Below are 14429 nucleotides of genomic sequence, written 5' to 3' on the forward strand. Positions count from 1 at the left end.
CCTGGGATCGGGTTATACCGTTTTTTGTTTTCCCGGCGGGCATCCGCAAAGTGGTTTACACGACCAATGCCATCGAGAGCATCAATGCCCAGTTACGCAAGATCATCAAGACTCGAGGGCACTTCCCGACCGATGAGGCCGCGACGAAACTGATATGGCTTGGGTTGCGCAACATCACCGCCAACTGGGGTCATGCGGCACACGACTGGAAAGTGGCAATGAATCAATTTGCGATCCTGTACGGAGACCGATTTACCAGACCGAGCTGGTAAAACAAGGGCCTGCCTGACGGCAGGCCCTAACCAGCCCGAACACAAAAAAACTGATACTCCCGGGGCAAGCCCCCTCCCACATTTTGACCGGCATACGCAGGCCCGGTGTGGGAGGGGGGTTGCCCCCGATGAGGCCCTCCAATCCAGCACAAACCTCCCTGTAAACCCCGCATAAACCCACTCTTTACGCCGTCTTTACGCCTCGCCCACCCCCTCGCTCTCGTTCCTTTACGCCACTCCTGCCGACAATTGCCCCACACGCGGCACTCGCCGCTAAACGGAGAGACTTCCATGAGCGTTCTGGACGGGGTGTCACTGCTATTGGCCGTGGCGCTGTTCATTTATCTGCTGGTTGCGCTGTTACGCGCGGATCGGAACTAGGAGCTGGCCATGCACAGTTATGACTATTGGCTGATCATTGCCTTCTTTGCCGTGGTGCTGGTGCCGGCACCGTTCCTGGGGCGGTTCTATTACAAAGTAATGGAAGGGCAGCGCACCTGGCTTACGCCGGTGTTCGGTCCCGTGGAGCGCGCCTGTTATCGCCTGTCGGGCGTGGACGAGCATCAGGAGCAAAGCTGGCAGAAGTACATGCTCGCCTTGCTCGCCTTCAACCTCGCGGGCTTTTTGCTGCTGTTCGCGATCCTGTTGTTCCAGGACTACCTCCCACTGAACCCGCAGAAATTGCCGGGGCAGGAATGGACCCTGGCCTTCAACACCGCGGTCAGTTTCATGACCAACACCAACTGGCAGTCCTACAGTGGCGAGGCGTCCCTGAGCTACCTCAGCCAGATGGCCGGCCTGACCGTGCAGAACTTTGTCAGCGCGGCGACGGGTCTGGCAGTGCTGGTCGCGCTTTGCCGTGGGATCGGTCGCAAATCCACCAAGACCCTTGGCAACTTCTGGGTCGACATGACCCGCGCCACCCTCTACGGCCTGCTGCCGTTGTGCCTGGTGCTGGCGTTGTTCCTGGTGTGGCAGGGCGTACCGCAGACCTTCGCCCATTACGTGGATGCCGTGACCCTGCAGGGTGTGGATCAAGTGATCCCCCTGGGCCCGGCCGCCAGTCAGATTGCGATCAAGCAGTTGGGCACCAACGGCGGCGGCTTCTTCGGTGTCAACTCGGCGCATCCGTTTGAAGACCCTACCGCTTGGGCAAACTTGTTCGAAGTGGCGTCAATCATCCTGATCCCCGTGGCGCTGGTGTTCACCTTCGGCCATTACGTGAAAGACCTGCGTCAGAGCCGCGCGATCCTCGGCTGCATGCTGGCGTTGTTCCTGATCGGCGGCGCGACCTCGCTGTGGGCCGAATACCAGCCCAACCCGACCCTGAACAATCCGGCCGTGGAGCAGACTGCGCCACTGGAAGGCAAGGAGGCACGCTTCGGCACCGCCGGTACGGTGCTGTGGTCGGTGACGACGACAGCGGCATCCAATGGCTCGGTCAACGGCATGCAGGACAGCCTCAATCCACTCAGCGGCATGGTCGCGCTGGTCAACATGATGGTCGGCGAAGTGATCTTCGGCGGCGTCGGCGCCGGCATGTACGGCATGTTGCTCAACGTGTTGATCGCGGTGTTTCTCGCCGGCCTGATGATCGGCCGCACCCCGGAATATCTGGGCAAGAAGCTGCAGGCCAAGGAAGTGCAATTGCTGGTGGTGACCCTGCTGGTGATGCCGGTGGGTGTGCTCGTGCTCGGCGCCATTGCCGCCAGCCTGCCTGGCCCGGCCAGTGCCATCAGCAACCCTGGCCCCCACGGCTTCAGCCAGTTGCTCTACGCCTACACCTCGGCCAGTGCCAACAACGGCTCGGCCTTCGGTGGCTTCAGCGCCAACACACCGTTCCATAACCTGATGCTGGGCCTGGGCATGTTGATCGGCCGCTTCGGCTACATCCTCCCGGTCCTGGCCCTGGCCGGCAGCCTGGCGATGAAGAAGACCGCACCGATCGGCCAGAACAGCTTCCCGACCCATGGCCCGCTGTTCGTGACCCTGTTGACCGTGACCATTCTGCTGGTGGGCGGCCTGACTTTCCTGCCAACGCTGGCGCTGGGTCCCATTGCTGAACACTTGAGCATGGGCTTCTAAGAGGCGATATGAACATGAATATGCCTGCAAAAAATGCGGCCCCGGTCAAAACCCAGGAGCCTGCCAAAACCGCCGTCTCGGCTCTGTGGCGCCCGGCGCTGGTCCAGGCGTTCGTCAAGCTGGACCCGCGCCAACTGCAACGTTCGCCGGTGATGCTGGTGGTCGAACTGACCGCGATCCTCACCACTGTGCTGTGCTTCGTGCCCGACACCACCGTGCCCACGTTTGTCGCCGTACAAATCGCCGTGTGGCTGTGGTTCACCGTGCTGTTCGCCAACTTCGCCGAAGCCCTGGCCGAAGGGCGTGGCAAGGCCCGCGCCGACAGCCTCAAGGCCGGCAGCGAAGGCCTCAGCGCACGCCGCAAGGAGGCCGATGGCAGCTTCAAGGTCGTGCCGGCCACCAGCCTGCGCAAAGGCGATGTGGTGCGCGTTGCCGCCGGGGAAATGATCCCCGGTGACGGCGAGGTCATCGAAGGCATTGCGGCAGTCAACGAAGCGGCCATTACCGGTGAATCGGCACCGGTGATCCGTGAGTCCGGTGGTGACCGTTCAGCCGTCACCGGCAACACCCGCCTGGTGTCTGACTGGCTGCTGATTCGTATCACCGCCAACCCTGGTGAGTCGACCCTGGACCGCATGATCGCCCTGGTGGAAGGCGCCAAGCGCCAGAAAACCCCCAACGAAGTCGCGTTGGATATTCTGCTGATCGGCCTGACCCTGATCTTCCTGTTGGTGGTGGTAACCCTGCAGCCGTTCGCCCATTTCGCCAGCGGCAGCTTGCCGTTGGTGTTCCTGGTCGCACTGCTGGTGACGCTGATTCCTACAACTATTGGCGGCTTGCTGTCGGCGATCGGCATCGCCGGCATGGACCGCCTGGTGCGCCTCAACGTGATCGCCAAGTCCGGGCGTGCCGTGGAAGCAGCGGGCGACGTGCATGTGTTGCTGCTGGACAAGACCGGCACCATCACCTTCGGTAACCGTCGCTGTGCGGCGGTGGTCGCGGCGCCTGGCGTCAGTGGCAAGGAAGTGGCCGAAGGCGCATTGTTCGCCTCCCTGGCCGATGACACGGCGGAAGGTAAATCCATCGTTGAATACCTGCGCGCCTTGCACCCTCAAGCCGAGCCGACCGCAGACGAACTGACGGCCGTGCCGTTCAGTGCTGAAACCCGCTTGTCCGGTGTCGACTACCAGGGCCGTGTGTTCCGCAAAGGCGCGGTGGATTCGCTGCTGGCCTTCATCGGTCAACAACGTCGCGACTTGCAGCCTGCGCTGTCGCGGGAAATCGACAAGATCGCCCAGAGCGGCGGCACCCCGTTGCTGGTGTGTGCCGACGGCAAGTTGCTCGGCGCGATCCACCTGAAGGACGTGGTCAAGCCGGGCATCCGTGAGCGTTTCGCCGAGCTGCGCAAACTGGGAATCCGTACCGTGATGGTCACCGGCGACAACCCGCTGACCGCCGCCGCGATTGCCGCTGAAGCGGGCGTGGACGACGTACTGGCCGAAGCCACCCCGGAGAAAAAACTCGCCCGCATCCGTCATGAGCAAAATGATGGTCGCCTGGTGGCGATGTGCGGCGACGGCGCCAACGACGCCCCGGCGCTGGCCCAGGCGGACGTCGGCATGGCGATGAACGATGGCACCCAGGCTGCGCGCGAGGCCGCCAACATGGTCGACCTCGACAGCGACCCGACCAAGCTGCTGGACGTGGTGCAGATCGGCAAGGAATTGCTGGTGACCCGTGGCGCATTGACCACCTTTTCCATCGCCAACGACGTGGCCAAGTACTTCGCGATCCTGCCGGCGCTGTTCGCTTCGATCTATCCGCAACTGGGCGTGCTCAACGTGATGCACTTGCAGAGCCCGCAGAGCGCGATCCTTTCGGCCATCGTGTTCAACGCGCTGATCATCGTGGTGCTGATCCCCCTGGCGCTGCGCGGTGTGCGCGTACAGGCGGCGAGTGCGGCGGCATTGCTGCGGCGCAACCTGCTGATCTATGGGCTGGGCGGGATCCTGGTGCCGTTCGTGGGCATCAAGGCGATCGACATGCTGCTGACTGCGTTGCACCTGGTTTGACCCGATTCCTGTGGGCGCCCGACGGGTGCCCACAGGTTGCAATGACCGACTTGAGGAATCCGAAATGTCCAACATGATCCGCCCGGCCCTGAGCCTGCTGGTGCTCATGACCCTGATCACCGGCGTCGCTTACCCACTGGTGGTGACTGGTGTCGCCCAAGTGGCTTTCCCGAACCAGGCCAATGGCAGTCTGGTGCGCGACGACAGCGGCAAGGTGCGTGGCTCCAGCCTGATTGCCCAGGACTTTACCGGTGCCAGCTGGTTCCATCCGCGCCCATCGGCTGGCGCGTTTGCGACGGTCTCCAGCAGCGCCAGTAACCTCGGCCCCAGCAACCCGGCGCTGGCGACGCGTATCTTCGATGACGCGAGTAAACAGTTGGTGCCGAGCCAAGGGCCGGTGCCTCTGGCATCGCTGACTACCTCTGGCAGCGGTCTTGATCCACACTTGCCACCCCAGGCGATTGCCTATCAACTGGCAAGGGTGGCGGCGGCGCGGAATGTGCCGGTGTCGACTTTGCAGCGTTTGCTCGATGAACACATCGAAAGCCCGCTGGTAGGCCCGCCGGTGGTGAATGTGCTGGCGCTGAATATGGCCCTGGAAAAGTTGTAGGCAGTGGCGCCGCCATCGCAGGCAAGCCGGCTTCCACAGGGGAATGCATTCCAAATGTGGGAGTGGGCTTGCCCGCGATGACGGCCTGGGGCGCAACCCATAAACATCTGAAGGAACCCCGAGCATGAGCGACTCCGGCCGCGCCGATGCCCTGTTAGCCGATCTACCCCGGGATGGCCGTGGCCGGCTCAAAGTCTTCCTTGGCGCCGCGCCGGGTGTGGGCAAGACCTACGCCATGCTCCAGGCCGCGCACACGCAACTGCGACAGGGCGTGAAGCTGATCGCCGGTGTGGTCGAAACCCACGGCCGTGCCGAGACCGAAGCCTTGCTCAGCGGCCTGCCGCAGCAACCGTTGCTGCGCAGCGAATACCGTGGCGTGATGCTCGAAGAAATGGACCTCGACGGCCTGCTCGCCGCCAAGCCCAAGCTGGTGCTGGTCGACGAGTTGGCCCACAGCAACGCCCCCGGCAGCCGTCACGAAAAGCGCTGGCAAGACATCCAGGAACTGCTCGCTGCCGGCATCAACGTGTTTACCACGGTCAACGTCCAGCACCTGGAAAGCCTCAACGACCAGGTACGCGGCATCACCGGCGTGCAAGTGCGTGAAACCCTGCCGGACTGGGTGCTGCAAGAGGCCGACGAACTGCTGCTGATCGACCTGCCGTCCCGCGAGCTGCTGGAGCGCCTGCGCGATGGCAAGGTCTACGTGCCGGAGCAGGCGCGGGCGGCCATCGATGCGTTCTTCACCCAGACCAACCTGATGGCCTTGCGCGAGTTGGCCATGCAAACCGCCGCCGCCCACGTCGATGACGATTTGGCCCAAGGCTATCGCCAGCTCGGCCAAGCCGCGCCGGCGGTGCGTGGGCGCTTGCTGGTCGGCGTGGATGGCGATGCCCAGGCCGAGCGCCTGGTGCGCCATGCCAGCCGGGTTGCCCAGCGCCGCCATTTGCCGTGGAGCCTGGTGCATATCGATAACGGCCGAGCGCGGGACGAGCAGTCGCGGCTGCGCCTGCAAAATGCCCAGCAGTTGGCCGAACGACTGGGCGGCGAGGTAGTGTTGCTGCGCGCAGGGGAGGTGGCCAAGACGCTGATCCAGCACGCCGCCGAACGCCGCGCCAGTCTGCTGCTGGTGGGGCAGTCGCGGATGCGTTGGCGCCGTCGCTTGTTCGGCGGCGGCCTGGCTGCGCGTTTGTTGCGTAATGCGCGAGGTTTGGAAATCAACGTCCTCGACAGCGACGATATCCCGGCGCCGCCGCGCTTGCCGGATGTACGCGGGCTAGTGTGGTTCGACTACGCACTGGCGGTTTTGGCCACGGTGGTCGCGGCGGCGGTGGCCTGGGCGGTGTCCAGCGCCTTGCCGCTGCCGAACATCTCTCTGGTGTTCCTGGCGGCGGTATTGCTGGTGGCAGTGCGTAGCAGCCTGGGGCCGTCGCTGGTGTGTGCGGCATTGTCGTTCCTGACCTATGACTTCCTGTTTATCCCGCCGAATTTTTCCTTCGCGATCCAGCGTGAAGAAGACGTACTGACCCTGTTGTTCTTCCTGTTGATGGCGGCGCTGACCGGCAACCTGGCTGCGCGCCAGCGCCGCCAGTTGCAGGCGTTGCGCGACACCCAGGAAGAAACCAGCGAGCTGCTCGACCTGTCGCGCAAACTCACGGCCGCCACCGATCGCCAGGCGGTGATCAGTGCTGCCGCACATCACCTGGAAGGCTGGAGCGACCTGGACCTGTGCCTGGTCAATCGTGATGGCCAAGGCGGTTGGACAATCGAGACCGGCGGCCCGCTGACGCTTACCGAAGCCGAGCGTGCTGCTGCCGATTGGGCTTGGCAACATGACCAACCAGCGGGCATGGGCACCGGGACCCTGCCGTTCGGGCGTTGGTGGTGGTGGCCGTTGTCGGGCGAAGAAGGTCCGCTGGGTTTGCTGGGGGTCAGTCCCAAACCGGGCCTGGAATTGAGCGGCCAACGCCGTCGCCTGCTCACCGCCTTGAGCCAGCCATTGGCCCAGGCGCTGGCGCGGGCGCAACTGGCCCAGGAGTTGGAGTCTGCAAGGTTGCACGGCGAAACCGAGCAACTGCGCAGCGCCTTGCTGGCGTCGGTCTCCCATGATTTGCGCACACCGCTGACCTCCATGCGTGGCAGCATCGACAGCTTGCTGGCACTTGGTGAAGCGATCCCGCTGGAGGATCGTCGCGAATTGCTTGAAGGCACTCGCGATGAGGCTGAGCGTCTTGACCGTTACATTCAGAACCTGCTGGACATGACCCGCCTCGGCCACGGTGCGTTGAAGCTGGCGCGGGATTGGGTGTCGCCGGGTGATATCGTCGGCAGCGCCCTCGGCCGTCTGCGTGCAGTGCTGGCGCCGTTGCAGGTGAGTACCGACGTACCGCCCGAGTTGCCATTGTTGTATGTGCATGCTGCGTTGATCGAGCAGGCGTTGGTGAATGTGCTGGAAAACGCCGCGCGTTTTTCGCCGCCGCAAGGGCGTTTGCAACTGAGCGCCGGCGTTGCCGATAACCAGCTGTTCTTCGCCGTGGCCGACGAAGGCCCCGGCATTCCCGAGGATGAGCGCGCAAAGATCTTCGATATGTTCTACACCGCAGCACGCGGTGATCGAGGCGGGCAGGGCACGGGGCTGGGCCTTGCAATCTGCCAGGGCATGGTCGGCGCCCACGGTGGGCATATCAGCGTGGCCGACGGCATTGACGGGCGTGGCACCTGCATCACCTTGTTCCTGCCGTTGCCGACACAGCCTGGCCTGGAGCGCGAGGCATGAGCTACCCTGTTTTCTTCACGGATTTTGATTGGAAGCCATGAGCCAGACCGCGACGATTTTGGTCATTGATGACGAACCGCAGATCCGCAAATTCCTGCGCATCAGCCTGGCCTCCCAGGGCTACAAAGTGATCGAAGCCGGTACCGGCAACGAAGGCCTGGCCCAGGCCGCGTTGAACAAGCCGGACCTCCTGGTCCTCGATCTTGGCCTGCCCGACATGGACGGCCAGCAGGTGCTGCGTGAATTTCGCGAGTGGTCGACGGTGCCGGTGCTGGTGCTGTCGGTGCGGGCCAGCGAGGGGCAAAAGGTCGAGGCCCTGGATGGTGGTGCGAATGACTATGTGACCAAACCCTTTGGCATCCAGGAGTTTCTCGCCCGGGTGCGTGCATTGCTACGCCAGGCGCCAGCGGGGGAAGCCCAGGAAGCAGCCTTGCGTTTTGGCCCGCTGACGGTGGACCTGGCCTATCGCCGGGTGCTGCTGGACGGCGCTGAAGTGGCGCTGACGCGCAAGGAGTACGCGGTGCTGGCGCAACTGGCACGGCACCCTGGGCGGGTGATTACCCAGCAGCAATTGCTCAAGGATATCTGGGGGCCGACCCATACCGAGGACAGCCACTACCTGCGCATCGTCGTGGGACACCTGCGCCAGAAGCTGGCGGATGACCCGACCCAGCCACGGTTTATCGTGACCGAGGCGGGGGTGGGGTATCGGTTGTTGGGCGGATAGATCTCAGGTGCTTCTCTGTGGCGAGCGGGCTCGCCACAACGGCGTTAGTGACGCGCCTGTTTCAGCGTTGCTCACTTTCATAGCGATCCAACGTATCACTGGCAATTTCCCGCCCCAGGGCGATTAATTCCGGCGCTTTGTAGAACTCGAAAAAACGGCACACCCGCTTCGGCACGTTGATCAGCACGTCGGGCGGGTAGCCGGCGATCTTGTACTGCGCCAGCGACGTCTGCATCACCTCGAAGCTCTGGTTGATCAGGTCCAGCAGCGAAGCCGGGCCGACGTTATCAATGATGAACGACCCGGTTGCCGACTTCGGTGCGCCGGGCTTTTCCGGTGCCGCGGCGGGTTGTTGGGATTCCGGTTCGGCAGATTCCAGCCACGGGTTGATCTCCGCCGCCTGCGCTTCCAACGCCTCCTGCTCGAGTTTCATCAATTGTTCGGCCTGCTTGCGGCGAAAGGGCAGGTGCGAACCGAGTGATCTCGCCAGGTTGTTGAAGCGGCTCTTGAACGCGGGCGGGCGTTGGATCACCGGCAACTGGTAGTGCTTCTGATTGGTGGCGTTGAGGTTGACCGCGATGATCAAGTCACAGTGGCTCGACACCACCGGCACGATGGGCAGCGGGTTGAGCAGGCCGCCGTCCACGAGCATGCGGTTGCCTTGCATCACCGGGGTGAACAGGCTGGGAATCGCCGCCGAGGCGCGCATGGCCTGGTGCAGGCAGCCTTCCTGAAACCAGATTTCCTGCTGGTTGGTAAGGTCGGTGGCGACTGCGGTGTAGGGGATGCGCAGTTCTTCGATATTGATCTCGCCGACGATCTTGCGGATCTGCCCGAAGACTTTCTCGCCACGAATGGCGCCCAGGCGGAAGCTCACGTCGACCAGGCGCAACACGTCGAGGTAGTCGAGGCTTTCAATCCAGTTTCGATACTCGTCCAGCTTGCCAGCGGCGTAAATGCCGCCGACTACCGCTCCCATTGAACAGCCGGCGATACAGGCGATGTCGTAGCCGCGCCGCTCGATTTCCTCGATCACCCCGATATGGGCGTAGCCCCGGGCTCCACCGGAACCCAGCACCAAGGCAACACGTTTCTTCATGGTCCATGTCCTCCCCAAGGCAGGTGCCCACAATGCACCCATGAGAGGCCGGCTTCAATATTCGTGGGAGCCTGCAATATTTTTCCAGGATAGCGCTGCTGCTCGGGTATGCTCTGGCCAATAGGTACTATCGATTTCAGGCTAAGGACAGGCACTTTTCCCTGTAGGCAACGTCTACAACGTACGACTGTTTTTTCTTTTTGAGGTGTCATTGATGAAAGCCTGGATGTGTGTGCCTGTGATCGTGTTGGCCCTGGCTGGTTGCGCCGGGAAAACCGCCTACCGCGACAGTTGCGGCAGCCAGTTGGACGCCGCTTGGAAAGAACTTGACCTGGCCAAGGCCGAAGGCTTTGCCGGCACCGTGAGCTACTCTAAGGCACTGTCTCTGTTGACAGGCGCCAAGACCCAGCAGCAATTTGAAGCGTTTGAAGGCTGCTCCAACAAGGCCGAGAAAGCGCGGTTCTATATTCGTGAGTCTCGTGCCGGGCGTTGACCTGTAGCAGCGAGTAGGATTTCTCATCAGGTAGTGGGGGCAGGATGTCAGCTTTGGTCGATCAGTTAGTCGCTCAGGTCATTGGCCTGGAAGTAGGGTTGCTGAGCTGCCAGGCTCGTCTTGCCGCCGTCACCGACGACGAAGCCCTGCATGACCTGCGCACCACTGTGCGCCGTCTGCGCAGCCTGTTGCGCCCCTTGCGCGGCTTGCCAGGGGTGGAGCAGCTTGAATTGGCGGCCAGCACCGTCGGCCAATTGACTACGCCGCTACGCGACCGCGAGGTGCTGGCGGCGTATTTGCACCTGCATGGCCATCATGAGGCCGCAAACCGACGACTGCGCCTGCAACCCGAGGCCTATCGTCAGGTGGCGCAAAGCCCGGAGCTTGCGCACTTGCTACTGATCCTCGACGCCTTCCCGCGTTTCATCCGTGCTTCTGAGCACCAGAAGTTGCTCAAAGGCCTGCGCCCACGCATCGAAAAGCGTCTGGCCAAGCAATGGCAGGCACTCGATAAGGCCTTGAAGGATCCGGGCCATGATCGCCATCGCCTCCGCTTGCTGATCAAGCGCGTGCGCTACGCCGCCGAGGCCTATCCCGAGTTGGATAAATTGCCCGCCAACGCCATGTCGCACCTGAAAAAAGCCCAGGGCGCCCTGGGGGATTGGCATGACTGCTGGCAGTGGTTGGCCCAGGCTGAACGCCAGGCTGATCTGCAACCTTGTGTTGCCGTATGGCATCGCACCATGGCCAAGGCGGAAGGGCAGGCGGATCGAGTGCTGGATAAACTCAGCGCTGATTGTTTCTAAGCCGGTCCGGCTTTTGGCCGGAATAGGCGCTGTACCTGACTGGCCTGATGGTTAAGATCCCTCATCTGTTCCCTTTGATGTGAGACCGCCATGCGCTTTAGTGATTTGCTCGATGCCGCCCGCAGCAACCCGCTGGATGTCACCATCCCCGCCGAATGGGCCCAGGGCCGTGCGACCTTTGGTGGCCTGGTCGCCGCATTGCAATACGAAGCCCTGCGTGCCCAAGTGCCCGCGGATCGTCCTTTACGGTCGCTGGCAATCACCTTTGTTGGCCCGGTAGCGCCGGACGTCCCCGCCAGTTATCAAGTCGAAGTGCTGCGCGAAGGCAAAGCCGTCAGCCAATTGCTTGGCCGTGTGGTGCAGAACGGTGAAGTGGCGACACTGGTACAGGCCAGTTTCGGTGGGGCCCGTGAGTCGGAAATTGCGGTCGAAAGCGAAGCGCCGCCGGTGTTCAAGCACTGGGATGAGTGCCAGGAACTGCCTTATATCAAGGGCGTCACCCCGGAATTCATGCGCCATCTGGCGATGCGCTGGAGCGTCGGCGGCTTACCCTTTACCGGTAATAAATCCCGCGACATGGGCGGTTGGGTACGGTTGCGTGGCGATGTGAAGGAAGAGCCGCTGACGGAGGCCCATATCCTTGCCCTGGTCGACGCCTGGCCCCCTGCGTTGCTGCCGCACCTGAAAAAGCCGGCACCGGGCAGCACCTTGACCTGGACCATCGAATTCATCCAGCCGTTGCAAGACCTCACGACCCTCGACTGGTGCCAGTATTACGTCAATATCGAGCACGCCCGCGACGGCTACGGCCATGCCGCCGCCGCCCTGTGGAGCCCGACCGGCGAACTCATCGCTATCAGCCGCCAGACCGTGGTGGTCTTCGCCTGATCTCAATGCCTGTGGCGCTGCCGCCAGGCGCGCCACCAGCCACCGCTCAACACAAAGCGCGGAAAGGTCACGAACTGCTCGACCACCAGGCGTTGGACCGCATCTTTACGATCACTGAACGGTTCACTGGCCTGGGCTTCCAGGCTATGACCATGACGCTGCAACGCCAGGCCAGCCAGGATACCGACCACACCGACGGCAAAACTGGCCAGGCTCAGGCTGAACACCCCGGATACAATCAACAGAAACCCGATGATGAACAGCGGCACGGCAATCAGGTGCAACGCCAGGTTGGTCGGGTGCTGATGGTTCTGCGGGTAGTGACGCCATTGCCAGGCGGGGAGATTGGGGTGACGTTTGCCCATGATGATGAATCCTCTGTCCGTTGAAACAACTTGAACAGAGTTTAGGCGGGGGCGGGCGGGGCGGCGAATTGGGGCTGGCTATGGGGGTCATAGAGGGTAGTTTTCGGCATGTCCCCCCTTATGTCCAAATAACGCAGTCATGGTCGTCCATGTGTATCAGAAACGTGAGGTTGTTATCGGTTATCTGGAATGGATAACCGGTCGTCTCACCCAGAACCGCTGTAATATCTTTTGCATCATGGATTTTCTAAGCCCTGTATGCCGAATCGAACCCCACTGAAACCAGATTTCTTGACTAATCCTGTTCTGTATTTCCTGCCAGAAGTTAGAGCCGTATTCTGTGCTTTTTCGTTCAATTCGATTGGTTCGGGTACATCGCTTTCTGACTTGAAAAGACTCCACGCCAGATTGTTAATCGAAGTCGTGAGTTCTGCCGATTCAATTTTCTGGCGCGTATATTTAAAGTTTCGAATGAGTTGTCTATATTTTTTCGAGATGATGGATTAGGTGGCGCCCCCTAGCCGCATTTATGGGGAAGTATATACTGGGTTTGGTTATTTGAAGTAATAGTCGTCCGGATCGTTGATGTAAACGGTTGGTCCGCTGAGTGAAATAAATTTTGCGTTGAACTCTATGTGTGCATTATCGCTGGTGGCTTCAAAAGTAAAGTGGTCCATTTTCTTATTGATTTTTACGGTAAATACCTCGTGTGCGGGGATGTTAAAGACTTTCAGATTTTTAATGTCGTTGCAGGTTATTCCAAGTCTGCACATGTTATACTCTTTGTTTTTCCATTTTTCTGGTAGTTTGTCTGGAAATTCGGGGATGTCGAATCCTATTCCAATACAAGGCTGATCATTTTCTACCCTTAATGAGGAAATGGCTATTTTTCCAATCTCAACAGGAAGGCTGAAGACTTTGCTAAGAAATATACTCCCCTCTAACTCGTTCCAGTATTTCATTTTTTATTTCCTGAATGGATAGTGTTTTTTTGCGCCTTCAAGATAACCTTTTCGAGGTTTTTCGATTGGTCTCAAATTAAAGTGCGATGAATGGTCTCCAATTCCATCTACGCTACCGTATTTATGGCCTGCTGAGTGGTCTTGGATAAGGATTTTCGAGCCGTTTGCTCTTGTGAATTGATAGACTTTTGTGTTTATGGGTTTGCCGTTTTCATCCAGAACTGTTTTCCTATTCTTGTCTGTCATTTTTTCAGTCGTGTATTGTTTGGCCTTTCCTATGTCTGGGTCTACTACCATATCCGGGGCCTGAACCATCGGTATCCCAGCATCTCTTTTCGCTTGTCTGAAAGCGCCTCTGCGAGAAACATCAGGTGTTTCCGGTTCATTCTGTGTTTTACAGGCTGGCTGTTGTATCCCTTTCGGCGGACAATTGGCGCTCAGCCCTGTCGCATCCACCCATCCCGTGGGATTAGGCACGTACTGGTACGCATTGATCCCACCCGCCAGCTTCACTGGATCCGGCGTCAGGTAACGACCAACATCCGGATTGTAGTAGCGATGGCGGTTGTAGTGCAGCCCGCTTTCCTGATCGAAATACTGACCCTGGAAGCGCAACGGATTGTCGACTTTTCCGATATCAAGACGGCTGATTTCACCGTAGGCACGGTAATGCGCCGACCAGACGATTTCGCCATCCGGGGCGGTGAGTTCCTGCGGGGTGCCCAAGTGGTCGAGCTGGTAGTGGTAGGCCTGGGTGTCCTTCGGGCCGAAGCCTTCCAGCAAGGCCAGCGGACGGAAGCTGTCCGGCTCATACAGATAGCTGCGATGCCGATCCGCATGGTGTTCGGCAATCAGCTTGTCGCCTTGCCAGAAAAACTCGGTGGTGATGCCGTCGACGGTTTTGCTGATACGCCGCCCAAACGGGTCGTAGCGGTAACTGGCGGTCTGGCCGTTGGGCGTTTTAATACCGATCAGGCGGTGCTGGCAGTCGTAGCGGTACTCGGTGACGAGTTGATGGCCCTTACCGCGTCGTTCACGAATCAGGTTGCCGAAGGCGTCGTAGTCGTAATGATGGTCGCCCTGGATCATCAGGCGGTTGCCGGCGACGATGTCGGGGCCGGGGCGGTTGTGCATGAGCAGGTTGCCGGCGGGGTCGTGGCCGAAGCGTTCCTGCTCGCCTTGGGTGTGGTCGGCGCGGGTGAGGCGGTTGAGTGGGTCGTAGTGGTAGCGGTGTTCGCCCTTGCGGGTGTCGAGCAGGCGGGTGAGGTTGCCGG

At 60.7% G+C, this 14429-nt stretch carries 14 protein-coding genes; 10 read left to right on the forward strand and 4 right to left on the reverse strand.

Annotation, left to right across the window (positions count from 1 at the left end; translation table 11 throughout):
* The 7 genes from BM026_RS28675 to BM026_RS28710 all read left to right on the forward strand — a co-directional run.
* A partial coding sequence (locus BM026_RS28675) for a transposase (protein ID WP_139217591.1) occupies positions 1–272 on the forward strand: 272 nt, incomplete at its 5' end.
* 291 nt (positions 273–563) lie between these two features.
* The gene (gene kdpF / locus BM026_RS28685; RefSeq protein ID WP_003218754.1) at positions 564–653 is read left to right on the forward strand and encodes a K(+)-transporting ATPase subunit F; all 90 of its coding nucleotides are present in this window, start codon (positions 564–566) and stop codon (positions 651–653) included.
* 9 nt (positions 654–662) lie between these two features.
* Entirely contained in the window at positions 663–2357 is a 1695-nt protein-coding gene (gene kdpA, locus BM026_RS28690; RefSeq protein ID WP_071490037.1) for a potassium-transporting ATPase subunit KdpA, read from the forward strand.
* An 8-nt stretch (positions 2358–2365) separates the two neighbouring features.
* The gene (gene kdpB / locus BM026_RS28695; protein ID WP_071490038.1) at positions 2366–4429 is read left to right on the forward strand and encodes a potassium-transporting ATPase subunit KdpB; all 2064 of its coding nucleotides are present in this window, start codon (positions 2366–2368) and stop codon (positions 4427–4429) included.
* 64 nt (positions 4430–4493) lie between these two features.
* Positions 4494–5039, forward strand: coding sequence for a potassium-transporting ATPase subunit KdpC (gene kdpC / locus BM026_RS28700; RefSeq protein WP_071490039.1), 546 nt, complete (start codon positions 4494–4496; stop codon positions 5037–5039).
* A gap of 124 nt (positions 5040–5163) precedes the next feature.
* On the forward strand, positions 5164–7815 hold the full coding sequence (locus BM026_RS28705; protein WP_092247625.1) for a sensor histidine kinase: 2652 nt from the start codon (positions 5164–5166) through the stop codon (positions 7813–7815).
* Between the two features lie 37 nt (positions 7816–7852).
* Positions 7853–8542, forward strand: a complete 690-nt coding sequence (locus BM026_RS28710) for a response regulator (protein WP_071490041.1) — start codon at positions 7853–7855, stop codon at positions 8540–8542.
* Between the two features lie 61 nt (positions 8543–8603).
* On the opposite strand, the gene BM026_RS28715 is transcribed toward BM026_RS28710, so the two are convergent.
* Positions 8604–9641, reverse strand: coding sequence for a patatin-like phospholipase family protein (locus BM026_RS28715; RefSeq protein ID WP_058424475.1), 1038 nt, complete (start codon positions 9639–9641; stop codon positions 8604–8606).
* Positions 9642–9855: 214 nt separating this feature from the next.
* Here BM026_RS28715 and BM026_RS28720 point away from each other — a divergent pair, with 214 nt between their 5' ends.
* From BM026_RS28720 to BM026_RS28730, 3 genes are all read left to right on the forward strand, one after another.
* Entirely contained in the window at positions 9856–10134 is a 279-nt protein-coding gene (locus BM026_RS28720; protein ID WP_012722962.1) for a hypothetical protein, read from the forward strand.
* A gap of 44 nt (positions 10135–10178) precedes the next feature.
* Complete coding sequence (locus tag BM026_RS28725) at positions 10179–10940, forward strand: CHAD domain-containing protein (RefSeq protein WP_092247627.1); 762 nt, start codon at positions 10179–10181, stop codon at positions 10938–10940.
* A gap of 90 nt (positions 10941–11030) precedes the next feature.
* Positions 11031–11828 carry an acyl-CoA thioesterase gene (locus tag BM026_RS28730; RefSeq protein ID WP_093511841.1) on the forward strand — a complete coding sequence of 266 codons (798 nt, stop codon included), beginning with the start codon at positions 11031–11033 and terminating at the stop codon, positions 11826–11828.
* A 2-nt stretch (positions 11829–11830) separates the two neighbouring features.
* Here BM026_RS28730 and BM026_RS28735 read toward each other — a convergent pair whose 3' ends face one another.
* From BM026_RS28735 to BM026_RS28750, 3 genes are all read right to left on the reverse strand, one after another.
* The gene (locus BM026_RS28735; RefSeq protein ID WP_058424472.1) at positions 11831–12193 is read right to left on the reverse strand and encodes an Mpo1-like protein; all 363 of its coding nucleotides are present in this window, start codon (positions 12191–12193) and stop codon (positions 11831–11833) included.
* 554 nt (positions 12194–12747) lie between these two features.
* The gene (locus tag BM026_RS28745; RefSeq protein ID WP_093530905.1) at positions 12748–13155 is read right to left on the reverse strand and encodes an Imm50 family immunity protein; all 408 of its coding nucleotides are present in this window, start codon (positions 13153–13155) and stop codon (positions 12748–12750) included.
* Positions 13156–13158: 3 nt separating this feature from the next.
* Positions 13159–14429, reverse strand: a 1271-nt coding sequence (locus tag BM026_RS28750) for an RHS repeat-associated core domain-containing protein (protein WP_175507990.1), incomplete at its 5' end; no start/stop codon positions are given.

The sequence above is a fragment of the Pseudomonas sp. NFPP24 genome (assembly GCF_900112095.1).
Classification (GTDB): Bacteria; Pseudomonadota; Gammaproteobacteria; order Pseudomonadales; family Pseudomonadaceae; genus Aquipseudomonas; species Aquipseudomonas extremorientalis.

Coding starts and splice junctions, on each gene's coding strand:
- kdpF (WP_003218754.1), top strand. CDS start 564: ATGAGCGTTCTGGACGGGGTGTCACTGCTATTGGCCGTGGCGCTGTTC.
- kdpA (WP_071490037.1), top strand. CDS start 663: ATGCACAGTTATGACTATTGGCTGATCATTGCCTTCTTTGCCGTGGTG.
- kdpB (WP_071490038.1), top strand. CDS start 2,366: ATGAACATGAATATGCCTGCAAAAAATGCGGCCCCGGTCAAAACCCAG.
- kdpC (WP_071490039.1), top strand. CDS start 4,494: ATGTCCAACATGATCCGCCCGGCCCTGAGCCTGCTGGTGCTCATGACC.
- BM026_RS28705 (WP_092247625.1), top strand. CDS start 5,164: ATGAGCGACTCCGGCCGCGCCGATGCCCTGTTAGCCGATCTACCCCGG.
- BM026_RS28710 (WP_071490041.1), top strand. CDS start 7,853: ATGAGCCAGACCGCGACGATTTTGGTCATTGATGACGAACCGCAGATC.
- BM026_RS28715 (WP_058424475.1), bottom strand. CDS start 9,641: ATGAAGAAACGTGTTGCCTTGGTGCTGGGTTCCGGTGGAGCCCGGGGC.
- BM026_RS28720 (WP_012722962.1), top strand. CDS start 9,856: ATGAAAGCCTGGATGTGTGTGCCTGTGATCGTGTTGGCCCTGGCTGGT.
- BM026_RS28725 (WP_092247627.1), top strand. CDS start 10,179: ATGTCAGCTTTGGTCGATCAGTTAGTCGCTCAGGTCATTGGCCTGGAA.
- BM026_RS28730 (WP_093511841.1), top strand. CDS start 11,031: ATGCGCTTTAGTGATTTGCTCGATGCCGCCCGCAGCAACCCGCTGGAT.
- BM026_RS28735 (WP_058424472.1), bottom strand. CDS start 12,193: ATGGGCAAACGTCACCCCAATCTCCCCGCCTGGCAATGGCGTCACTAC.
- BM026_RS28745 (WP_093530905.1), bottom strand. CDS start 13,155: ATGAAATACTGGAACGAGTTAGAGGGGAGTATATTTCTTAGCAAAGTC.